20 protein-coding genes are annotated in these 21,027 nt (G+C 71.0%); 15 read left to right on the top strand and 5 right to left on the bottom strand.

Annotated features, from left to right (window positions below):
* The first annotated feature begins 65 nt into the window (after window positions 1-65).
* From ACIA5D_RS01585 to ACIA5D_RS01575, 3 genes are read left to right on the top strand one after another with little or no spacing between them, the layout of a single operon-like run.
* Entirely contained in the window at window positions 66-650 is a 585-nt protein-coding gene (locus ACIA5D_RS01585; RefSeq protein WP_396027872.1) for an ATP-binding cassette domain-containing protein, read from the top strand.
* The gene (locus tag ACIA5D_RS01580; protein ID WP_396027871.1) at window positions 647-2,782 is read left to right on the top strand and encodes a YhgE/Pip family protein; all 2,136 of its coding nucleotides are present in this window, start codon (window positions 647-649) and stop codon (window positions 2,780-2,782) included. Before ACIA5D_RS01585 ends, ACIA5D_RS01580 begins: the two co-directional genes overlap by 4 nt.
* A gap of 39 nt (window positions 2,783-2,821) precedes the next feature.
* Window positions 2,822-3,409 carry a TetR/AcrR family transcriptional regulator gene (locus tag ACIA5D_RS01575; RefSeq protein WP_396028566.1) on the top strand — a complete coding sequence of 196 codons (588 nt, stop codon included), beginning with the start codon at window positions 2,822-2,824 and terminating at the stop codon, window positions 3,407-3,409.
* Between the two features lie 48 nt (window positions 3,410-3,457).
* Here the strand turns inward: ACIA5D_RS01575 and ACIA5D_RS01570 are convergent, their stop codons facing one another.
* Window positions 3,458-3,805 (bottom strand): MerR family transcriptional regulator, encoded by a 348-nt coding sequence (locus ACIA5D_RS01570; protein WP_396027870.1) that lies wholly within the window; start codon window positions 3,803-3,805, stop codon window positions 3,458-3,460.
* Between the two features lie 708 nt (window positions 3,806-4,513).
* Here ACIA5D_RS01570 and ACIA5D_RS01565 point away from each other — a divergent pair.
* From ACIA5D_RS01565 to ACIA5D_RS01535, 7 genes are all read left to right on the top strand, one after another.
* On the top strand, window positions 4,514-6,037 hold the full coding sequence (locus ACIA5D_RS01565; protein WP_396027869.1) for an amino acid permease: 1,524 nt from the start codon (window positions 4,514-4,516) through the stop codon (window positions 6,035-6,037).
* 81 nt (window positions 6,038-6,118) lie between these two features.
* Window positions 6,119-7,465 carry a glutamine synthetase family protein gene (locus ACIA5D_RS01560; protein ID WP_396027868.1) on the top strand — a complete coding sequence of 449 codons (1,347 nt, stop codon included), beginning with the start codon at window positions 6,119-6,121 and terminating at the stop codon, window positions 7,463-7,465.
* Between the two features lie 37 nt (window positions 7,466-7,502).
* Window positions 7,503-8,861, top strand: coding sequence for an aldehyde dehydrogenase family protein (locus ACIA5D_RS01555; protein ID WP_396027867.1), 1,359 nt, complete (start codon window positions 7,503-7,505; stop codon window positions 8,859-8,861).
* Window positions 8,862-9,626, top strand: a complete 765-nt coding sequence (locus tag ACIA5D_RS01550; protein ID WP_396027866.1) for a 3-oxoacyl-ACP reductase — start codon at window positions 8,862-8,864, stop codon at window positions 9,624-9,626.
* Window positions 9,627-9,882: 256 nt separating this feature from the next.
* Window positions 9,883-10,566, top strand: coding sequence for a gamma-glutamyl-gamma-aminobutyrate hydrolase family protein (locus ACIA5D_RS01545; protein ID WP_396027865.1), 684 nt, complete (start codon window positions 9,883-9,885; stop codon window positions 10,564-10,566).
* A gap of 89 nt (window positions 10,567-10,655) precedes the next feature.
* Window positions 10,656-11,405, top strand: coding sequence for a gamma-glutamyl-gamma-aminobutyrate hydrolase family protein (locus tag ACIA5D_RS01540; RefSeq protein WP_396027864.1), 750 nt, complete (start codon window positions 10,656-10,658; stop codon window positions 11,403-11,405).
* 317 nt (window positions 11,406-11,722) lie between these two features.
* Window positions 11,723-15,202: a SpoIIE family protein phosphatase gene (locus ACIA5D_RS01535; protein WP_396027863.1), complete on the top strand. Its 3,480-nt coding sequence runs from the start codon at window positions 11,723-11,725 to the stop codon at window positions 15,200-15,202.
* Here the strand turns inward: ACIA5D_RS01535 and ACIA5D_RS01530 are convergent.
* The gene (locus tag ACIA5D_RS01530) at window positions 15,189-15,512 is read right to left on the bottom strand and encodes an STAS domain-containing protein (protein WP_396027862.1); all 324 of its coding nucleotides are present in this window, start codon (window positions 15,510-15,512) and stop codon (window positions 15,189-15,191) included. The genes ACIA5D_RS01535 and ACIA5D_RS01530 overlap by 14 nt on opposite strands.
* 114 nt (window positions 15,513-15,626) lie before the next feature.
* Between ACIA5D_RS01530 and map the strand changes: the two genes are divergently transcribed.
* A complete protein-coding gene (map, locus tag ACIA5D_RS01525; protein ID WP_396027861.1) occupies window positions 15,627-16,484 on the top strand; it encodes a type I methionyl aminopeptidase in 858 nt (285 codons plus the stop codon).
* Window positions 16,481-17,167: a VIT1/CCC1 transporter family protein gene (locus ACIA5D_RS01520; protein WP_396027860.1), complete on the top strand. Its 687-nt coding sequence runs from the start codon at window positions 16,481-16,483 to the stop codon at window positions 17,165-17,167. The genes map and ACIA5D_RS01520 overlap by 4 nt, the downstream gene beginning before the upstream one ends.
* Here the strand turns inward: ACIA5D_RS01520 and ACIA5D_RS01515 are convergent.
* From ACIA5D_RS01515 to ACIA5D_RS01505, 3 genes are read right to left on the bottom strand one after another with little or no spacing between them, the layout of a single operon-like run.
* Window positions 17,156-17,863, bottom strand: coding sequence for a nucleotidyltransferase domain-containing protein (locus ACIA5D_RS01515; protein ID WP_396027859.1), 708 nt, complete (start codon window positions 17,861-17,863; stop codon window positions 17,156-17,158). The genes ACIA5D_RS01520 and ACIA5D_RS01515 overlap by 12 nt on opposite strands.
* A gap of 51 nt (window positions 17,864-17,914) precedes the next feature.
* On the bottom strand, window positions 17,915-18,319 hold the full coding sequence (locus ACIA5D_RS01510; RefSeq protein WP_396027858.1) for a ferritin-like domain-containing protein: 405 nt from the start codon (window positions 18,317-18,319) through the stop codon (window positions 17,915-17,917).
* Window positions 18,316-18,726 (bottom strand): hypothetical protein, encoded by a 411-nt coding sequence (locus ACIA5D_RS01505; RefSeq protein ID WP_396028565.1) that lies wholly within the window; start codon window positions 18,724-18,726, stop codon window positions 18,316-18,318. Before ACIA5D_RS01505 ends, ACIA5D_RS01510 begins: the two co-directional genes overlap by 4 nt.
* Before the next feature lie 235 nt (window positions 18,727-18,961).
* Between ACIA5D_RS01505 and rimP the strand changes: the two genes are divergently transcribed.
* The 3 genes from rimP to ACIA5D_RS01490 are packed head-to-tail and all read left to right on the top strand — an operon-like array spanning window position 18,962 to window position 20,956.
* Window positions 18,962-19,579, top strand: coding sequence for a ribosome maturation factor RimP (gene rimP / locus ACIA5D_RS01500; protein WP_396027857.1), 618 nt, complete (start codon window positions 18,962-18,964; stop codon window positions 19,577-19,579).
* Complete coding sequence (nusA, locus tag ACIA5D_RS01495; protein ID WP_396027856.1) at window positions 19,576-20,592, top strand: transcription termination factor NusA; 1,017 nt, start codon at window positions 19,576-19,578, stop codon at window positions 20,590-20,592. The genes rimP and nusA overlap by 4 nt, the downstream gene beginning before the upstream one ends.
* The gene (locus ACIA5D_RS01490) at window positions 20,570-20,956 is read left to right on the top strand and encodes a YlxR family protein (protein ID WP_396028564.1); all 387 of its coding nucleotides are present in this window, start codon (window positions 20,570-20,572) and stop codon (window positions 20,954-20,956) included. The genes nusA and ACIA5D_RS01490 overlap by 23 nt, the downstream gene beginning before the upstream one ends.
* The last annotated feature ends 71 nt before the right edge of the window (window positions 20,957-21,027 follow it).

The following is a 21,027-nucleotide window of genomic DNA, read 5'->3' as shown; positions in this document are numbered from 1 at the left end:
GTGGCATATACCTACTCGCGGGTATCTTTTTGAACTGACTGGTCAGTGCAAAAAGGGAGTCGATGATGCCGGTGCTCACCGCCAGCGGCGCAGGGGTTCGTCAGCGCCGCCGCTGGCTCTTCCAGGACCTCGACGTTTCGGTCGAGCCGGGCGAGGTCGTCGCGGTCGTGGGCCCGCCGGGCAGCGGCCGTACGACGCTGCTGCTGTCGCTGGCCCACCGCTTCCGGCTCTCGGCCGGCAAGGTCGCCATCGACGGCGACGCCGCGCTCGGTCACGTGCCCGGCGTGACCGATCCCGAGCCCGTGTTCACGGTCGCCGAGCACGTCCGCGAGCGCCGTTCCCTGCTGGGTCGCCGTCACGCCGAGCCCGGCGACCTGCTGGGTCTCGACCCGCACAAGAGGGGCCGCGACCTCAGCCCGTACGAAAAGCAGCTCTTGGGGCTGGTCTTGGCCCGCATGGCGAATCCGCAGGTGATCGCGCTCGACGGCCTGGACGACGGCCTCGATGCCGACGAGCAGGCCTGGCTGCTGAAGGAGCTGAACGAGATCGCCGCCGGCGGCACGGCCGTCGTCTTCACGGCCCGTGACATCGACCCCGCCCAGGTGACGACGGTGATCCACCTCGGCATGAACATGGAGGAGAAGCGATGAAGGCGTTGTCGCTGGCGGGGATGGAGCTCAAGCGGTTCATGCGTAGCCGCCTGACCGCCGCCGCCCTGGCCGTCCTGGCCGTGGTGCCGCTGCTCTACGGCGCGCTCTACCTCTACGCGTTCTGGGACCCTTACGGCCGGCTCAACCACATCCCGGCGGCGCTCGTCGTCGAGGACCGGACCGCGACCGCGAGCGACGGCACCAAGGTGCACGCGGGCCAGGACCTGGCCGACGAGCTTGAGCGGCGGGAGATCTTCGACTGGCACGTCACCGACGAGAAGGGCGCCGAAGCCGGGCTGACGAGCGGCAAGTACCAGATCATGCTGCGGATCCCGGCGGACTTCTCGGCGAACCTGGTCACCGGCCCCGATGACGGCGCCACGGCGGAGACCGCGCAGCTGCGTGCGGTCAGCGACGACGCGACCAACTACCTGAGCGGCGTCTTCGCGCGGACCGCCTTCGACGAGGTGCGCGCCGCGGCGGCATCCGGCGCCTCGGCCGGCTACTACGACAAGATGCTGATCGGCTTCACCGACCTCAAGGAGCAGACCCAGCAGGCCGCCGACGGCGCGAAGACCCTGCAGGGCGGGCTCGGCGACGCCGGCGACGGCGCCGGGAAGATCTCCGGCGGCATCGACCGGACGCACGGCGCGGCGGGACAGATCGCCACCGGGCTCGACCAGGCCGACAGCGGCATGGGCGACCTCGTCGACGGCCTGGCCCGGCTCGACACCGGCGCCCAGCAGCTCGCGACCGGCACCGCGCAGGCGGCGAACGGCGGCCGGCAGCTGGCCACCGCGGTCGACGCCGCCGCCGACAAGGTCGAGCCGGTGCTGCGGGACAACGCGCGGAACATCGCGGACGCCGCCACCCTGGTCGCGCGCGGCGCCGACACGCTGGCCGCGAACATCGGCGCCATCGACACCGCCGCCGACCAGGCGGTGCACGACGCCAAGCAACTCCAGGACTACATCGGCACCCTGCCCGGCGACACCCAGGGGCTCGCCGAGGCCAAGACCCTCGCCGCTCGCCTGGTGACGGATGCCGAGAAGGTGCAGCACACCGTCCAGGCCGCCGACCTCGACCAGTTGCGCGCCCAGCTCACCTCCGTCGCCGCCACCGCGCGGCAGGTCGCCGCGGCCGCCCCGCACCTGGCCGACGACGTCGAGGCGGCCCGCACCCAGGTCGACCAGCTCGCCGACGGTTTGAGCCGGCTGGCCACCGGCGCCGGACAGCTCCGGGCCGGCGCCGCCGATGCCCATGAGGGCGCGCAGACCCTCCAGAACGGCATCTACCGCCTGGCGACGGGACAGCGGCAGCTCTACGGCGGCCTCGGCGAGCTCTCCACGGCCGGGCACAAGCTGGCCGACGGCCTCGACCAGCTGCAGGGCGGCGCCGGCCGGCTCGCGACCGGCCTGTCCGACGGCGCGCAGCAGATCCCGGGCTACGGCGACGACACCGCGCAGCGGGCCGACGTCCTCGCCGACCCGGTGAGCCTCGACCGCGTGGTGCGCCACCCGGCCGGCACCTACGGCGTGGGCTTCGCGCCGTACTTCCTGGCCCTGGCGCTCTGGGTCGGCGCGATGATCACGTACATGGTGCTGCGGCCGCTCAACCGCCGGCACCTGATGTCGGGAGCGCCGGCGCCGCGGGTGGCGCTGGCCGGGCTGCTGCCGGCGGTCGCGCTCGGGCTCACCCAGGCGACGCTGCTGTTCGCGGTGGTGCGCTTCGGCCTCGGGCTGTCCCCGGTGCATCCGCTGCTCACCTGGGGATTGCTGCTGCTCACGGCGGCGGCCTTCGCGGCGATCATGCAATTGATCGGGGCCGCTCTCGGCGCGCCCGGCCGCATCGTCGCGCTCGCGCTGCTCATGCTCCAGCTGACCTCCTCCGGCGGCACGTACCCCGTGCAGACCACGCCGGGGTTCTTCCAGGCGATTCACCCGCTGCTGCCGATGACGTACGTGGTGGAGGCCGTGCGTCACGCCGTCGACGGTGGTGCGGCCGGACCCGTGCTGGGCGGGGTGCTCGCGCTGGTGGCGTACGGGATGGGGTCGTTGATTCTGACTGTGGTCGTTGCCCGTCGATCGGGGCGCCTGACGTCGTCGAAGCTCCACCCGGAGCTGGCCATCTGACCCGTGTGATGGACTGAGGCCGTGACGGAGGACGCGACGGTGACCGACGGGCGCAGCCGGCGGCGGGCCGACACCCGGCAGCGGCTGTACGAGGCGGCCGTCGAGCTCATCGCCGAGCAGGGCTTCTCGGCGACCACGGTGGACGACATCGCGCTGCGGGCCAAGGTCGCCAAGGGGACCGTCTACTACAACTTCAAGTCGAAGAACGACCTCTTCGAGGAGCTTCTCCGGCACGGGATCGGCCTGCTCACCACCGCTTTCCGCGAGGCGGTCAAGGGTCTGCCGCCGCGCGAGGCCGTGGGCGCGCTGGTCCGTACGCAGCTCGAGTACATCCGCCGGTACCGCGCCTTCGCCCAGCTGCTGCTCTCGGAGATGTGGCGCACCAACCGCGAGTGGCACCAGACCCTGATCCTGCTGCGCGAGCAGGCGATCGGCGTGATCGCGGAAACGGTGCAGGCGGGCGTCGACTCCGGCGACCTGCCGGACGACCTCGACGTGCGGGTGGCCTCGGCGGCGCTCTTCGGCGTCGGCCTGGTGGTGGCGGTGGACTGGCTGGTCTTCCAGCCCGAGCGCCCGATCGAGGACGTCGAGGAGTCGCTGCTCGCGATCGTGCGCCGGGTGGGCTGAGCCGCGGGCCGCGGGCCTTGGGTGTGGTCCCCGGGCTGCGGGTGGGTCTCAGGCGGCGGGCGCCGTCGTCGTCGTGGGGCGGTCGGCGTCGTCCTCCGGGGTGAGGACGCCGCCCAGGTCGATGATGCGGCGGTGGGCCGCGGCCAGGCGGTCCTCGAGCGTGACGATGCGGCAGGCAGCGGTGATCAGGATGCCGTCGTCGAGGAGCTGGCGGACCCGCTGGGCGAGCTGAAGCTGGTGGCGCGAGTAGCGGCGGTGGCCGCCCCCGGAGCGTTCGGGCTCGATCAGGCCCGCGGCGCCCAGACTGCGCAGGAAGGCCGGCGTCACGCCGATCATGTCGGCGGCCCGGCCCATCGTGTACGCCGGGTAGTCGGCGTTGTCGAAGGTCGCGCTCATCTGTCCTTTCCCGGGGGTTCGGGGGAATGAAATCTGTGGGGGACAGTCCAGGGCCCCGGCGGGTAACCGGGGCCCTGGCTTTTCAATTCTGATGCCGACCGTCGTCGGCGCATGAGGTCGTCCGTCTGCGTGCCGCTAGCGGACGGCCTGAGTGATGGGCATCGGCTGCGATCACCTCTTGTCGGGTCGGGGACGTTGTGATTACGCGTTGCTGCGGTATCTCGTCCTCCTTAGCCAACTCAGGGTCTGTGCCAGTTGCATGTCGGCTGTGCGTGGCCGACTCCAGAAATGCTATGCCCGGGACGCGCTGATTTCTAGTGTCGCCGCTGTAGATTTTTCGGACAAATTGTCGGACCTTCAGATTCTGGTGACGGTGGTGACGGTGGTGGCGGCGGTGCGGGGCGGGCGCCGGATACGGCCGGAGCCGCATGTGAGAGAGGTGACCGCGCCCCGCACCGCCGCGGGACAGGGGCGCGTGGACAGCCCCTGCTTCGCAAGGCCTGCCGAGGGCTTGCGTTGTCTGTTCTGTCTATGAGTGTGCGGGTACCCGTGGATCACCGGCAACGCAATTAACGCTGATCATTGACGTGCGTAACAACCGAGCGAGATCATCACGGCACGCGGTGACCCCGGTCACACCATCCAACCGCCCCGCCCGCCACCCTAAAGCGGACTCAAGGCCATCCCTCTCGGTCAAGGGAGTCGCACATGAGCGTCAACCCAGCACCCAGCACCGACGAAGAACGCCTCGCCCAACTCGGCTACCAGCAGGAGCTGCACCGCCGACTCTCCGGCTTCTCGAACTTCGCGGTCTCCTTCTCGATCATTTCCATCCTCGCCGGCGCCATCACGTCGTACGGCATCGCCATGACCGCCGGTGGCCCGATCGCCATCACGCTCGGCTGGCTGTTCGTGGGCATCATGGTCACCTTCGTGGCCCTGGCCATGGCCGAGGTCTGCTCGGCGTACCCCACGGCCGGCGCCCTCTACTGGTGGGCCGCGGCGCTGGCCAAACGCAACAAGGCCGCATGGGCCTGGTTCGTGGGATGGTTCAACTTCCTCGGCGAGGTCGCGGTCACGGCGGCCATCGACTTCGGCGCGGCGATCACCACGGCGGCGTTCCTGAGCCTGACCTTCGACATGGAGGTCACCAAGGCCAGCACCTTCCTGATCTTCTTGGTGATCATCGTGGTGCACGGGCTGCTCAACACCTTCGGCGTCAACCTCGTGCGCCTGCTGTCCGACGTCAGCGCCTGGTGGCACCTGGTCGGCGTGGCGGTGATCGTGGTGCTGCTGACGGTGCTGCCCGACCAGCACAAGCCGATCTCCGACGTGTTCTTCGAAGTGCACAATGCCACCGGCTTCACGTTCGCCGGGGCAAGCGTCTACGCCGTCCTCATCGGACTGTTGATGGCGCAGTACACGTACACGGGCTACGACGCCTCGGCGCACGTGGCCGAGGAGACGCACGACGCCGCCAAGGCCGCGCCGCGCGGCATCGTGATGTCCGTGGTCGTCTCGGTGATCGCCGGCTTCGTGCTGCTCTTCGCGATCACCTGGTCGATCCAGGACTACGAGGCGGAGCGGACCACCGCGCTCGGCCTGCCGCCCGCACAGATCTTCATCGACGCGGCCGGCCACAACGCCGGCACGTTCCTGGTCTTCATCTGCATGGTGGCGCAATGGTTCTGCGGAATGGCCTCGGTGACCGCGAACTCGCGGATGTCGTACGCCTTCTCCCGCGACGGCGCGCTCCCCGGCTCCCGCATCTGGAAGCAGGTCAATCCGCGGACGGGCACGCCGACCAACTCGATCTGGCTGTGCGTGACGCTCTCGACGATCATCGTGCTGCCGTCGCTGTGGAACACCACGGCGTACCTCGCGGCGACCTCGATCGCGGTCATCGGCCTCTACATCGCGTACGTGGCTCCGGTGTTCCTCCGCCGGCGCAACCCGGACTTCCAGCCCGGCCCGTGGAACCTCGGCAAGTGGAGCGCGCCGGTGGGCTGGATCGCGATCGTCTGGGTCGTGATCATCTGCATCCTGTTCGTGCTGCCGACGGCCAGCCCGATCACGGCCACGACCTTCAACTACACGATCGTCGCCGTGGCGGTCGTGGTGGGCGCGGCCACGATCTGGTGGTTCGCGAGCGCCCGGCACTGGTTCACCGGACCGCGGCAGAACCTGATCGAAAAGGCCGCGCACGGCGAGCAGACCATGCCCACCGAGTGATCTCATCCATCTAAGGCCTGTATCGAAGCGGGGGACGGGCGACTCGGCTCGTCCCCCACAACCCTGCGATAGGACTGTGCCATGGATCTCGAGGAGCTCGACGTCTCCGTCGACAACGGCAGCATCGACACGGTGCTGCTGGCGCTGACCGACATGCAGGGTCGCTTGCAGGGCAAACGCCTGCACGGCCGCTACTTCATGGACGACGTCGCCAGCGGCGGCAGCGAGGGCTGCAACTACCTGCTCGCCGTCGACGTCGACATGAACACGGTGGACGGCTACGAGATGTCCTCCTGGTCGAGCGGCTACGGCGACTTCGTGATGAAGCCCGACTTCGCCACGCTGCGCCGGGTGCCGTGGCAGCCGGGCACCGCCATGGTGCTGGCCGATCTCTTCACGGTCGGCGGCGACCCGGTCTACGCCTCGCCCCGGCAGATCCTCCAGCGCCAGCTCGACCGTCTCGCCGAGCACGGCCTGACCGCCTTCGCGGGCACCGAGCTCGAGTTCGTGCTCTACAAGGACAGCTACGAGCAGGCGTACGAGAAGAACTACCGCGATCTCGTCCCGGCAAATCAGTACAACGTGGACTACTCGATGCTGGGCACCGCGCGGGTCGAGCCGCTGCTGCGCCGCATCCGCAACGAGATGTACGGCGCCGGCCTGCAACCCGAGAGCGCCAAGGGCGAGTGCAACTTCGGCCAGCACGAGGTCGCGTTCCGCTACGCCGACGCGCTGACCTGCGCCGACAACCACGTCATCTACAAGAACGGCGCCAAGGAGATCGCCGCCCAGGAGGGCATGGCGCTCACCTTCATGGCCAAGCCGAACGCCCGCGAGGGCAACTCCTGCCACATCCACTTCTCGTTGCGCGGGCGCGACGGCAAGTCGGCGATGCTCGGCGACGGTCCCGGGCACCTCAGCGTGACCGGGCAGCGGGTGCTGGCCGGGCTGCTCGCCACGATGCGCGACTTCTGCCTGCTGTTCGCGCCCAACATCAACTCGTACAAGCGGTATCAGCCCGGCTCGTTCGCGCCGACCGCGCTGCGCTGGGGCGTCGACAACCGCACCTGCGCGCTGCGGATGGCCGGGCACGGACAGGGCATGCGGGTCGAGAACCGGGTGCCGGGCGGCGACGTGAACCCCTATCTGGCGATCGCCGCGCTGGTGGCGGGGGCCCTGCACGGGCTCGAGAACGAGCTTTCGCTGGAGCCGGAGCTGGTCGGCAACGCCTACGAGGACGAGACGGCGGGCCGGGTGCCGGCGACGCTGCGCGAGGCCCACCAGCTCTGGGTCGGCAGCGAGGTCGCACGGTCGGCGTTCGGCGCCGACGTGGTCGGCCACTACGCGAACATGGCCCAGGTCGAGTTGACAGCGTTCGACGCGGCGGTGACCGACTGGGAGTTGCGTCGCGGGTTCGAGCGAATGTGAAGGGTGTCTGTGTAAGGATCGCGCCAGGGAGGTATGCGTGACGACTGACGTGATCAACCCGTCCACCGGGACGGTATTGACCAGCGTCCCTTCGCTGGGGCGGGAAGAGACCGACGCCGCCATCGAGCGGGCTCAACGGGCCTTTCCGGGCTGGCGGGCGGTCGCGCCCGGCGAACGGGCCCGGCTGCTGCGCCGCTTCGCCGCGGTGGTCGAGGAGCACATCGACGAGCTCGCCGATCTCGAGGTGCGCAACGCCGGGCACACGATCGGCAACGCGCGCTGGGAGGCCGGCAACGTCCGGGACGTGCTCAACTACTACGCGGGCGCTCCGGAACGGCTGATCGGCAAGCAGATCCCGGTGCCCGGCGGTCTCGACGTGACGTTCCACGAGCCGCTCGGCGTGGTCGGCATCATCGTGCCGTGGAACTTCCCGATGCCGATCGCCGGCTGGGGATTCGCCCCGGCGCTCGCGGCCGGCAACACGGTCGTCCTCAAGCCGGCCGAGCTCACCCCGCTCACCGCGATCCGGCTGGGCGAGCTCGCGCTCGAGGCCGGCCTCCCCGAGAACGTCTTCCAGATCGTCCCCGGCAAGGGCTCGGTCGTCGGCCAGAGGTTCGTGACGCACCCGGCCGTACGCAAGATCTGTTTCACCGGCTCCACCGACGTCGGCAAGTCGATCATGGCGGGCTGCGCCGACCAGGTGAAGCGGGTGACGCTCGAGCTCGGTGGCAAGAGCGCCAACATCGTCTTCGCCGACGCCGACCTCGAGAAGGCCGCCGCCGCCGCGCCCGCCTCGGTCTTCGACAACGCCGGTCAGGACTGCTGCGCCCGCTCCCGCCTGCTGATCCAGGAGTCGGTCTACGACAAGTTCCTGGCTTTGCTGGAGCCGGCGGTCCGGGCATTTCGGGTGCAAGATCCGTCGGACACCGCCGCCGAGATGGGCCCGCTGATCTCCGCGGCCCATCGCGGCACCGTGGCATCTTATGTAGCGGGTGCCGATATCGCATTTGCCGGAAATGCGCCCAAGGGTGACGGCTGGTGGTTCCCGCCGACCGTGCTCCTTGCCCGCGGCCCCGACGATCGGCACTGGCGCGAGGAGGTCTTCGGTCCGGTGCTGTCGGTGCTGCCATTCAAGGACGAGCAGGACGCTGTCCGCCTCGCCAACGACACCGAGTACGGCCTGTCCGGCTCGCTCTGGACTCGCGACCTGGGCCGCGCGCTGCGGGTCTCGCGGGCGGTGGAGACCGGCGCGCTCAGCGTCAACAGCCACTCGTCGGTGCGGTACTGGACCCCGTTCGGCGGCATGAAGCAGTCCGGCCTCGGCCGCGAGCTCGGCCCCGACGCGTTGCACGGCTTCACCGACGTCAAGAACGTGTTCCTAGCCTCGGGAGACTAAGTGGATCGTTTGCAGGACCGGGTCGCCGTGATCACCGGCGCCGGCAGTGGGATCGGGCTCGCCACCGCACGCCGGTTCGCGGCCGAGGGCGCCTTCGTCGTGGCCGTGGACATCGGCGAGGACGCCGGCAAAGCCTGCGCCGAGGAGGTCGGCGGCGAGTTCGTGGCGTGCGACGTCAGCGACGAGGACCAGGTCAGGGCGCTCTTCGACGGGGTCGTTTCGCGCCATGGCCGGATCGACATCGCGTTCAACAACGCCGGCATCTCGCCGCCCGACGACGACTCGATCCTGGTCACCGGCATCGACGCCTGGGAGCGGGTTCTCAAGGTCAACACGACGTCGGTCTTCTTCTGCTGCAAGTACGCGATCCCGCACATGCAGCGGCAGGGCAAAGGCTCGATCATCAACACCGCCTCGTTCGTCGCCATCCTCGGCGCCGCGACCTCGCAGATCGCCTACACCGCGAGCAAGGGCGGGGTGCTGGCGATGACCCGGGAACTGGGCGTGCAGTTCGCCCGCGAGGGCATCCGGATCAACGCGCTCTGCCCGGGGCCGGTGGCGACGCCGCTGCTCATGGACTTGTTCGCGACGGATCCGGAGCGCGCCGCCCGCCGGCTCGTGCACGTGCCGATGGGCCGGTTCGCCGAGCCCGAGGAGATCGCCGCGGCGGTGGCTTTCCTCGCCAGCGACGACGCGTCGTTCATGACCGCGTCCCAGTTCGTGGTCGACGGGGGCATCACCGGAGCCTATGTAACTCCATTGTGATGTTTGAGCACCGCCGCCGGCGGGCACGAGCCCTTTACGCCCAGGTCAACGGGCGCAGGGGTCGAATCCCCGCCGGCACAGGCCCTGCTCCCTGTGGCGGCGGGACAGACGGGCCCGGGCGCGGCGCCGCCTCCTCGCGGAGGCGGCGCCGCGCACCAAGAACCAGCCGTATGCCGGATACCGGTCTGCGCCGCAGCGCCCGAGATCGGCCGTCCGGGCGACACGAGGCGAAACATGATCTGGTTACGGTGGAGCGATGCGTCCGATCATCGGCATCACGAGTTACGTGCTGCCCGCAAGCTGGGGTGTTTGGCACGACCTGCCGACGGCGCTGATCCCGCACGACTACGTGGCGGCGGTGCGCGAGGCCGGCGGGCGGGCCGTGATCCTGCCGCCCGACGACCGGGACGCGGACGTGCTGACGGTCCTCGACGGTCTTCTGCTGGCCGGCGGCGCGGATCTGGCGCCGGGCCGGTACGGCGCGGAGCCCGAACCCCTCACCGAGGCGCAGCCCGACCGGGACGAGGCGGAGTTTCTGCTGACCAGCCGCGCGCTCGAGCTCGACCTGCCTATCCTCGGCGTGTGCCGGGGCATGCAGCTGCTGACGGTCGCCGCCGGCGGACGCCTGCACCAGCACCTGCCCGACGTGCTCGGCCACGAGACCCACCGGCCGGCGCCGGGCGTGTACGGGCAGCAGGACGCCGCGTTCGAGCCGGGCAGCCGGATCGCCAAGCTGATGGGCGACGACGTGGCCATCCACTGCTACCACCACCAGGGCATCGCCGACCCCGGCACGCTGACCGTCACCGGTCGCGCCGCGGACGGGCTGCCCGAGGCGGTCGAAGACCCTGCGCGCCGCTTCGTGCTCGGCGTGCAGTGGCATCCCGAGGTGGTGCGCGACCGGCGGCTGTTCGGCGCGCTCGTGGAGGCCGCCCGCTGACGCCTTGCCCCGCCCAACCCCGCACTAAGGTCCGACGGCGATGCTGCCGAAGGTCCCGAAGAGCCGCGACACGAGGAGGAACCAACCGCATGCGCAGGCCCCTGATCGGCATGACCGCCTACGCCCAGCACGTGCAGTACGGCAGCAGCGACGTCATGGCGGGCATGCTCCCGATGACGTACGTGCGGGCCGTGCACGCCACCGGCGGCCGAGCCGTGCTGATCACCCCCGACGACCCCGACACCGACGTGATCGAGTCGCTGGACGGGATCGTGTTCTCGGGTGGCGGCGACATCGACCCGGCGTACTGGGGGGCCGAGAAGCATCCGGAGACGCACATCGACCCGGCCCGCGACGAGGCCGAGCTCCTGCTCATGCGGGCCGCCCTCGACGCCGGCCTGCCGATCCTGGGCGTCTGCCGGGGCATGCAGGTGATGGCCGTGGCCGCGGGCGGCACCCTCCACCAGCACCTTCCCGACCTGATCGGGCATGAAGGTCACCGTGCCGCGTCCGGCACGGACCCGCTGGCCGCGGACGCCTCCGCCTACGGGAAGCACGACGTCGTGGTGCGGGCCGGCTCGCGGGCGCACGACCTGCTGGGCAGCCGTCTCACGGTCAACTCGTTCCACCACCAGGCGGTCGACAACCCGGGAGCTTTCGAGGCGGTCGGCTGGTGCCCCGACGACCGCGTCATCGAGATCATCGAACACCCGGAGCGCGCGTTCGCCCTCGGCGTGCAGTGGCACCCCGAACGGACCCCCGACCTGCGGGTCTTCGCGGCACTCGCCGAGGCGGCCGCGGACCGGGCCGGCCTTCAGCCGGCGGCGATAGCCGCCTGACCGCGGCGGCAGCCGCGTGACCCACCACCGGCCGGGTGTCCGCGAACGGCCTCGAGCGCTACGGCCGTGACCGCCGCGGCGGTCACGGGCGGTGATGTGGTTTGCGGGCGGCGCCCTCCACGTACGCGTAACGGGTTTGATTTTCGGCATCTCATGTGGCCGGTGTTACGGTGCTGAGGCGTAACGGTCGAGTCGCTGCCGGTCATTGATCTCGGAGGTTCGCCATGGGCGCGGAGCACAACGGCGCCCCTCCACAGACCGCGATCCCTCCGCATTTGGTCAGGGCTTTCGAGCGGGGCGGCGAGATGGGGCGCCGGATGCTCGAGCTGGACTGGAGCGACTGTCCCCTGGGCCCGCCCGGAACCTGGCCCGACGAGTTGGACAATGCGGTCCGCACCATGCTCGCCTCCCGCGCGCAGATCATCGTCTTCCACGGCGACGACTACTGCGGGCTCTACAACGACGCCTACATCCCGGTCGCCGGCGGCAAGCACCCGGCCTTCCTCGGCCGGCCCGCCCGGCTGATGTGGGCCGAGGCCTGGAGCCAGCTGGCGGATCTCTTCGGCGGCGTGATGGAGAGCGGCACCTCCTACTTCGGCTCGGATCTTCTCTTCACGCTGGAGCGGCACGGCTTCCTCGAGGAGACGTACTTCAACGTCTCCTACGACCCGATCCGGCGGCGTGACGACAAGGTCACCGGGCTCTTCTGCATCGTCAGCGAGACCACATGGCGGGTGATCGGCGAGCGGCGGGTGAGCACACTGAGCGCCCTCGGGTCGCGGCTGGCCGACTCGCCCGACGAGGCGACCCTGGTCGCCGACGCGACCGCGGTGCTCGGCGAGAACGAGGCCGACATGCCGTTCGCGGCGCTGATGCTCGACCCGGGCGAGATGCCGCCGCGGGTGCGCGACGCGGCGATGAGCGGGCGTGGCGGCACGATCGCGCTGCGCGAGGTCGTCGAGCCCACGCCGCACGCCGCCGCCGACGAGGCGCTGGTGTTGCCGGTGGTGATCGGGGCGAGCCCGGTGGGCGCGCTGGTCGTGGGGGTGAGCCGGCTGCTCGCGCTCGATCGGTCCTATCGCGACTTCCTCGAGCTCGCGGTCGCGCAGATCTCCCGGGCGGTGAGCAACGTGCGGGCCTACGAGCTGGAGCGGTCCCGGGTCGCGCAGCTCGCGGCGCTCGACCGGGCCAAGACGAACTTCTTCTCGAACGTCAGCCACGAGTTCCGCACGCCGTTGACGCTGATCCTCGGCCCGTTGGAAGACCTGCTCGCCGACCCGGCGCTGCCATCGGCCGAGCGCGAGCGGCTGCTGCCGATGCACCGCAACGGCCTGCGGCTGCTCAAGCTGGTCAACACGATCCTCGACTTCTCGCGGCTCGAGTCGGGGCGGATGCGCGCCGACTACCGTCCGACCGATCTCGCCGATTACACCGCGCGACTGGCCAGCACGTTCCGCTCGGCCGCCGAGCGCGCGCGGCTGGAACTGGTGGTCGACGCTTCGCCGCTGCCCCGCCCGGTGCACGTCGACCGCGAGATGTGGGAGAAGATCGTCCTCAATCTCCTCTCCAACGCGGTCAAGTTCACCCCGTCGGGCCGCATCAAGCTGCGCGTCGCCGCCGACCGCGACGATGCCGTGCTGACCGTGCGTGACACCGGCGTCGGCGTGCCGGCCCAGGAGCGGCCGTTGCTGTTCGACCGGTTCCACCGGGTGACGGGTGTGTGGTCGCGCACCCACGAGGGCACCGGCATCGGCCTGGCGCTGGTGCGCGAGCTCGCCGAGCTGCACGGCGGGTCGGTGACCGTCGAGAGCGAGCTGAGTCGCGGCAGCGTCTTCACCGTGCGCATCCCGTTCGGCACGGCGCACCTGCCGGCCGACCGGGTCCGGGACGACGCGGCGCTGGTCGTTTCCGACGTCGCACCCTGGCTGTTCCTCGAGGAGGCGTACTCGTGGCTGCGGGACGAGCCCGCGCCCCTCGACGGGCCGGCCGGCGGGGGCGGTCGCATCCTGCTCGTCGACGACAACGCCGACCTGCGCGATCACGTGGGGCGGCTGCTGCGACCGCACTGGCAGGTGACCACCGCGGACGACGGCCAGGCCGCGCTCGAGCTGGCCCGGACGCAGCCGTTCGACCTGGTGCTGACCGACGTGATGATGCCGCGGCTGGACGGCTTCGGGCTGATCGCGGCGCTGCGTGCCGACGAGCGCACCCGGGACGTTCCGATCGTGGTGCTCTCGGCCCGGGCCGGCGAGGAGTCGTCCGGCGAGGGCCTGGCCGCGGGGGCCGACGACTACCTGGTCAAGCCGTTCTCGGCGCGCGACCTCACCGCGCGGGTGCGTGCCAACCTCGACCTCGGCCAGGCCCGCCGTCAGGTGATCGGCCGGCTGCGCGGGCTGGTGGACGCGGCCGCCGCGGTGAGCACGGTGCGCACCACGGCCGAGGTGCTCGACGTGGCGGCCCGGCATGTGCAGACGATGACCGGGGCTGGCCGGGTCGTGGTCACCGTGCCCGGCGCCCGGGCCGAAGTGGATGGTGGCGGCGCCTCCCCGACGACGCCCGATGTGCTGATGGCGCTGCCGGACACCTCCGGCGCCGCGGTCGGCGAGCTGCGGGTCTGGTCGGGCCGCTCGGGCGCGCCCGAGCCGGCCGTGCTCACCCAGCTCGCCCGCCTGATCGGGCTGCGCCTCGCGAACGCTCGCCTCTACGACGCCGAGCACCGCATCGCCAGCACGCTGCAGCACAGCCTGCTGCCGCAGTCGCTGCCGCGGGTGCCGGGCGCGATCGTGGCCAGCCGTTACCTGGCGGGCAGCAGCGAGGCCGAGGTCGGTGGCGACTGGTACGACGTGATCGCCGCCCCCGGCGATCGGCTGTTCCTGGTGATCGGCGACGTGGTTGGCAAGGGCGTGCAGGCCGCCGCCATGATGGGACAGCTGCGCAACGCGCTGCGGGCGTACATTCTCGAGGGTTTCGACTGCGGCGACGCGCTCACCCGGCTGAACCGCCTGGTCGACAACCTGGGCCGGCGCCAGTTCGCGACCGTGGTGTGCGTGCGCTTCGACCCGGCGGCCGGACAGCTGCGCTTCTCGTCGGCCGGGCACCCGCCGCCGGTGCTGGTACGGCCGGGCGGGCCGGGGGAGTTCCTGTACGACAGCGCGCTCGGGCCGCCGATCGGCGCGCTCCCGGTCGCGGAGTACCCGACGCTGGAGGCCGGCCTCGAGGCGGGCGCCCGGTTGCTGCTCTACACCGACGGGCTGGTGGAAGACCGCTCGGCCGGCATCGACACCGGCCTGGCCGAGCTGCTCGACGACGCCGCGAAGCCGGCCGACCACGTCGAGGACATGCTCGACGTGCTGCTCGCGAAGGCGGCCGGTCGCACCCGGCGCGACGACATCGCGCTGATCGCGGTGCAGGCCACCGAGCCGCGCGAGTTCGTGCTGCGGCTGCCGTCCGAGCCGGCCCGGCTGAGCGTGCTGCGCCGCCGGCTCGAGGACTTCCTCACCGGCAACGGCGTGCCCGAGGCCGACGTCTTCGACCTGACCGTGGCGGTCTCCGAGGCGGCGGCCAACGCGATCGAACACCCGGTGGACCCGGCGGAGCCGCTGATCACCGTGAAGGCGTCGATCGAGCCGGACGCCGTCGTGGTGACGGTGCGGGACACCGGGACGTGGCGGCCGGCCGCGGCGGGCGGCTACCGGGGCAGGGGGCTCTCGCTGATCGGGGCGCTGGCCGAGCTCGCGGTCATGCGGGGGCCGGACGGGACCACCGTGACGATCAGGCGGCCGCTCAAGCCTCGGTGACGAGCCAGGGCTGGGCGGAGAGGCCCGATATCTCGAGGACGCGGCGCACCTGCGACGAGGGCACGACCCGCAGGCGCTCGCCGTAGAGCTCGGCGAGCTGGAGCAGGGCGTGAATCGCGGCGGAGTCGAAGAACGTCACCGCGCGCAGATCGAGCGTCGCAAAGGCGGCGTCGTCCTTGGTCGCGACGCGGAACATGGCGTCGGCCGTCGACATGTCGACCTCGCCGGTCACGGTCACGACGGATCGGTCTCCGGCCACGGCGGCGGTGGCCGAGAAGTTGGGGTCCAGCCCCTCTTGATCCACGAACATACGATTTCACAGGGGCCCGGGGGCAGCAAGAACCGGGCGAACAGCTCAGCCGACCCGTTATCGTGCGGCGCCCGCCACAGGTTCGAGGCGGGTATCCGGCGATAGGCTGGGCGTATGACCGTTCGCGCCCCCTTGGCGCCGGGAAAACAGTCGCCCTGGCGGGCGGTCCCGGCGCAGATCGTCCGCCCCGAATACGTCGGCAAGAAGCGCCCGAAAGAGTGGCGCGGCTCCCACGTGCAGACCCCCGAGACCATCGAGAAGATGCGGATCGCCGGGCGGATAGCGGCGCAGGCCACCCAGCTCGCCGGCGAGCACTGCAAGCCGGGCGTCACCACCGACGAGATCGACAAGGTGGTGCACGAGTTCCTGTGCGACCACGGGGCGTACCCGTCGACGCTGGGCTACAAGGGCTTCCCGAAGTCGTGCTGCACGTCGCTCAACGAGGTGATCTGCCACGGCATCCCCGACTCGACGGTGCTCGAGGACGGCGACATCATCAACGTCGACGTGACGGCGTACCTGAACGGGGTCCACGGCGACACCGACGCGACGTTCCTGGTGGGTGACGTCAGCGAGGAGGCCCGCCTGCTCGTCGAGCGCACCCACGAGGCGATGATGCGCGGCATCCGCGCGGTCGCTCCCGGCCGGCCGATCAACGCGATCGGGCGGGTCATCGAGGCGTACGCGCGGCGCTTCGGCTACGGCGTGGTCCGCGACTTCACCGGGCACGGCATCGGCGAGACGTTCCACTCGGGCCTGTACATCCCGCATTACGACAACCCGCGGCTCGACACGATCATGGAGCCGGGGATGACCTTCACGATCGAGCCGATGATCACCCTGGGCACCCACGAGTACGACATCTGGGCGGACGGCTGGACGGTGGTCACCAAGGACCGCAAGTGGACAGCCCAGTTCGAGCACACCCTGGTGGTGACCGAGGACGGGTACGAGATCCTCACCCTCCCGTGACGACGGCGGTCGAGCACCATCACGCCGACGTCTCCGGCGGCTGGCTGCGGGCCGCGACGTTCGGCGCGATGGACGGCCTGGTCACCAACATCGCGCTGATCGCCGGCGTGGGCGGCGGCGGGGTCAGTCGCAACACGCTGGTGCTCACCGGCGTGGCCGGCCTGGTCGCCGGCGCGATCTCGATGGGACTCGGCGAGTACACGAGCGTCCGCACCCAGAACGAGCAGGTCTCGGCCGAGCTGGCGAAGGAGCGGCACGAGCTCGAGGTCAACCCCGTGGGCGAGGCCGAGGAACTGGTCGCGGCGTGGACCGCGCGGGGCCTGCCCGAGCAGCTGGCCCGGGAGGTCGCGGCGGTGCTGCACGCCGACCCCGAGCAGGCGCTGCGCGTGCACGCGCAGGAAGAGCTGGGCGTGGTGCCCGACGAGCTGCCGAGCCCGTGGGTGGCGGCCGGCTCGTCGTTCGTCTGCTTCTCGATCGGCGCGCTGTTTCCGCTGGTCACCTACCTGCTCGGCTTCGACAGCCTGTGGCTGGCGCTGGGGGTGGGCGGGCTCGGCCTCTTCGCCGCCGGCGCGGTGGTGGCGAGATTCACCGGCAAGCGGTGGTGGCTGAGCGGGCTGCGGCAGCTCGCGCTGGGCGCTCTGGCCGCCGCTGTCACGTACGGGATCGGCACGCTACTCGAATAGTCCGGCCAGGTTCCCGTCGACCGGCTTGCCGCGGGCGGCCAGCTCTTCGGCCTGTTTCTTGAGGACCGCGCTCAGCTCCTGCATGTCGGCGCCGGCCATGCCGGTGCGACGGACGGCGTCGGCCGCGTTGCGGAAGTAGGTGCGGGTCAGCAGGCCGGCGACCAGCGCCGCGTGCAGGCGGGACTCGGCGATCATGACGAGGGCGGCGTCGGTCTCGTACCACTCGGCGAGCCGGACCGCCCGGGTGTGCGCGGCGCTCGCCAGGGCCCAGTCGTGCCGGGCCAGCGCGGTGAATTCCGGCGGGCGTGCCTCGGCCAGCCGGGCCAGATGGGTGTCGCGCAGCTTGCCGAACCACCCGTTCGGATCGAGCATCGGCCGGGTGGTCAGGTAGCGGTCGGCCTCGAGCGGCCAGCGCGATGTCAGCTCCCGCGCCCGCCGCATGCCCTCGTCGCCGGTGACCACCTCGAGGTCGACGAGCGTGCCGTCCACCCGGCGCAACGCCGGCTTCGGCCCGGCCGTCGGCCGGTACTTCACCACCAGCAGGTTGACGTCACTGCCCTCGTGGTCGTCGCCGTGCGCGAGCGAGCCGTGCACGCCGATGGCCTGGACCTCGGCCGGCCACCGTCGCTCGATCACGTCTCGCAGGCGGACCGCCAGCTTCCCCCGCGGCGAGGTGACATCGATCTCCTCGTGCACCCCGTCATTCTCAGCTCTACGGAGCGTGTCCACCAGAGCACGCAAGAAGTCCTATTCCGCACGTCCGGGAAAGGGCAGGGTCGCCGGCGACACCCCCGCCAGCCGTCGCCAGCGGGTCGCGCGCACGGCCGCGTCGGTCATCGCCGCCAGCGCGGCCGTCCGATCGGCGCCGGTCGTCACCGTCAGCACCGGCCGCCAGGCCTGGGCGACCCCGTCCTCGACCTGGACGGCCAGCTTGAGCGCGGTGGCCCGGTCGGTCACCGGGAACGGCATCTCGTACCCGGCCGGCGAGGTCTGCGGCTGCTCCAGCTTGCCGACCAGGTAATCGCGGCGCAGGCGATGAGCCTGCTCGGCGGCCCGCGCCTCGGTCACCGCGCCGGCTTTCACCCCGATGATTCCGTACGCGTAGATGGCGGCTTCCTCCGCCGCGAGCGCCGTCGCCATCTGCTGGTTCATCGCAGCGCCTCGGCGTGCGTGGCGCGGCAGGCGGCGATCGACCCGACCAGCGCGGCCCGGTCGGCGGGGGCCGCCTTGCAGGCCGCGACCGCGTTGCGCTGGGCCGCCTGCTCGGCCGCCCGGAGGCCCGCGACGCCGTTGTCAGTGGTGGTCGTGCCGGCGTCGGTGGTGGTCGTTCCGGCCGAGGCGGCGGCGCTCGCGATCGGAGTGATCAACTTGGTCAGCTCGGCGGCGTGCGCGCGGTGGTCGGCGGCGAGCGGGGTGAGCCGGGCGCTCGCGCCGGGGTCGGCCGCTATCGCCCGGTCGTACGCGGCGGCCAGCGCCAGCGCCTGGTCGAGCAGTGGCTGCAGTGGGTCGGGCGGGGGCGGCGGCGACGGCTCGGCATCGCACCCGGCCAGGGCGGTCACGCTCACGGCGCCGATGAGGAACCGTCGCCGCGTATGTCCCGTGTCGCTCGTCCGCACGGCGCTCAGTCAACACCATGGCGACGCCGGTGTGCCGGATGGCTGCGAATGGGCGTCGATTCGGAGCGCCGGGGAACGTCCCCGGCGTCCCGCGCGTTACGCTCTGCGTCAGCCGCGGGGCTTCTCGCCCGGCGGCATATGGTGCTTTCCGTTGATGACGAGCGAAAGGTCGAGGCCGATGACGCAGCGTGGTCGCGCCGGTGCCCGGCCTGGTAACCGCTCCGCCGCCCGCCGGTCCCACGACGAGGCGCCCGCGGCCCCCCGCGTCGACCTGGTCGCGGCCCGGGCACGGGTGCGTGCGGTGATCGAGCCGGTGATCGAGAAGGCCGGTTACGACCTCGAAGACGTGAACGTGTCGCGCGCCGGGCGCCGGCACGTGGTGCGGGTCCTGGTCGACACCGACGGGGGAATCAAACTGGACGACGTCGCCGTGATCTCCCGCGAGATCTCGGCGGCCCTCGACGAGACCGAGGAACGCGGCGGCGAGGTCCTGGCAGGGGAGTACCAGCTGGAGGTCGGATCCCCCGGGATCGATCGCCCGCTCACCCTGCCGCGGCACTGGCGGCGCAACCGGGGCCGGCTGGTCGCGGTGAACGGCCTGACCGGCCGGGTCATCGACGTGGACGACGCCTCCGTGGTGCTCGACGTCGACGGCGTGACCAGGTCGCTGACCTTCGCCGAGCTCGGGCCCGGCAAGGTGCAGATCGAGTTCAAGCGCATTGACGAGGCCGACTTCGGCGACGAGGACGACGAAGACGCTCAAGACGACATAGACGATGGGGAGGGCGAGGAGTGAACATCGACCTCGCGGCGCTGCGCGCATTGGAGCGCGAGCGGGAGATCCCGTTCGAGACGATCCTCGCGGCCATCGAGACCGCGCTGCTGACCGCCTACCGGCACACCGAGGGCGCGCAAGGCCACGCCCGGGTGGAGATCGACCGCAAGACCGGCGTTGCGTCGGTGCTCGCCCAGGAGCTCGACGCGGACGGCACGGTCGTCCGCGAATGGGACGACACCCCGCACGACTTCGGCCGCATCGCCGCCATGACCGCCAAGCAGGTGATCCTCCAGCGTCTGCGGGAGGCCACCGACGAGCAGCATTTCGGCGAGTACGCCGGGCGCGACGGCGACCTGATCACCGGGATCGTGCAGGCCGACGCGGCGCGGGCCGAGAAGGGCATCGTGATCGTCGACCTCGGCAAGATCGAGGCGGTGCTCCCGCAGTCCGAGCAGGTCCCGGGCGAGAGCTATGAGCACGGCTCCCGCATCCGGGCCATCGTCGTGCACGTGGCCAAGGGCTTCCGCGGACCGCAGGTGACCCTGTCCCGCTCGCACCCGGCCCTGGTCAAGAAGCTGTTCGCGCTCGAGGTACCGGAGATCGCCGACGGCACCGTCGAGATCGCCGCGATCGCACGTGAGGCAGGTCACCGCACCAAGATCGCGGTGCATTCGACCGTCCAGGGCGTGAACGCGAAGGGCGCCTGTATCGGTCCGATGGGCCAGCGGGTCCGGGCCGTGATGAGCGAGCTGCACGGCGAGAAGATCGACATCATCGACTGGTCGGACGATCCGGCGCAGTTCGTCGGTAACGCGCTCTCGCCGGCGAAGGCCCTGCGTGTCGAGGTGGTGGACGCCGCCACCCGGACGGCCCGGGTGACCGTGCCCGACTTCCAGCTGTCCCTGGCCATCGGGCGGGAGGGTCAGAACGCCCGGCTCGCCGCCCGGCTGACCGGGTGGCGCATCGACATCCGCCCGGACAACGAGCCCGCACCCGCTTCGGATCGTGATGCGGCCGGGGCGGGAAGCTGACCGGATACGCGGCGCGAGCGAGCTAGGAGTAAGCTTTTCCATGGTCGGCCCGACACGTACCTGTGTTGGTTGCCGCAAGCGCGCGCCGGCCTCCGAGTTGATCCGGTTCGTTTCGACCGGCAGTGGAGATCATCTCCGCTTGCAGGTCGATGTGGGCCGCCGATTGCCGGGCCGGGGAGCACATTTGCATCCCGATCCGGCTTGCTTCGCGCAGGCGGAGCGGCGTCGTGCCTTCGGGCGCGCGCTGCGACTCACCGGTGTTGCTGACACCGGTCCGCTCGCCGAGCACATCCGTTCGGTCTCCATGCCGGGCGGAACGACCGATGATCCGGCGCAGGCGCCGGATCACGACCCAGCAAGGTAGGACGACCCAGATGAGCACACGATGAAGTCCCTGAAATGAACAGGCTTCTAGTGCACGAGTGAGGTCGTTGC

The sequence above is a fragment of the Actinoplanes sp. NPDC051513 genome, from assembly GCF_044454685.1.
GTDB lineage: Bacteria > Actinomycetota > Actinomycetes > Mycobacteriales > Micromonosporaceae > Actinoplanes.
This window is presented reverse-complemented; position numbering and strand designations above follow the sequence as displayed.

Bases quoted from the DNA above. Each gene is read 5' to 3' on its own strand.
- ACIA5D_RS01565 (WP_396027869.1), top strand. From the start codon at position 4,514: ATGAGCGTCAACCCAGCACCCAGCACCGACGAAGAACGCCTCGCCCAA.
- map (WP_396027861.1), top strand. From the start codon at position 15,627: ATGACCGTTCGCGCCCCCTTGGCGCCGGGAAAACAGTCGCCCTGGCGG.
- ACIA5D_RS01510 (WP_396027858.1), bottom strand. From the start codon at position 18,319: ATGAACCAGCAGATGGCGACGGCGCTCGCGGCGGAGGAAGCCGCCATC.
- ACIA5D_RS01545 (WP_396027865.1), top strand. From the start codon at position 9,883: ATGCGTCCGATCATCGGCATCACGAGTTACGTGCTGCCCGCAAGCTGG.
- ACIA5D_RS01570 (WP_396027870.1), bottom strand. From the start codon at position 3,805: ATGAGCGCGACCTTCGACAACGCCGACTACCCGGCGTACACGATGGGC.
- ACIA5D_RS01490 (WP_396028564.1), top strand. From the start codon at position 20,570: ATGCGGCCGGGGCGGGAAGCTGACCGGATACGCGGCGCGAGCGAGCTA.
- ACIA5D_RS01560 (WP_396027868.1), top strand. From the start codon at position 6,119: ATGGATCTCGAGGAGCTCGACGTCTCCGTCGACAACGGCAGCATCGAC.
- ACIA5D_RS01530 (WP_396027862.1), bottom strand. From the start codon at position 15,512: ATGTTCGTGGATCAAGAGGGGCTGGACCCCAACTTCTCGGCCACCGCC.
- ACIA5D_RS01585 (WP_396027872.1), top strand. From the start codon at position 66: ATGCCGGTGCTCACCGCCAGCGGCGCAGGGGTTCGTCAGCGCCGCCGC.
- rimP (WP_396027857.1), top strand. From the start codon at position 18,962: ATGACGCAGCGTGGTCGCGCCGGTGCCCGGCCTGGTAACCGCTCCGCC.
- ACIA5D_RS01540 (WP_396027864.1), top strand. From the start codon at position 10,656: ATGCGCAGGCCCCTGATCGGCATGACCGCCTACGCCCAGCACGTGCAG.
- ACIA5D_RS01580 (WP_396027871.1), top strand. From the start codon at position 647: ATGAAGGCGTTGTCGCTGGCGGGGATGGAGCTCAAGCGGTTCATGCGT.
- ACIA5D_RS01535 (WP_396027863.1), top strand. From the start codon at position 11,723: ATGCTCGAGCTGGACTGGAGCGACTGTCCCCTGGGCCCGCCCGGAACC.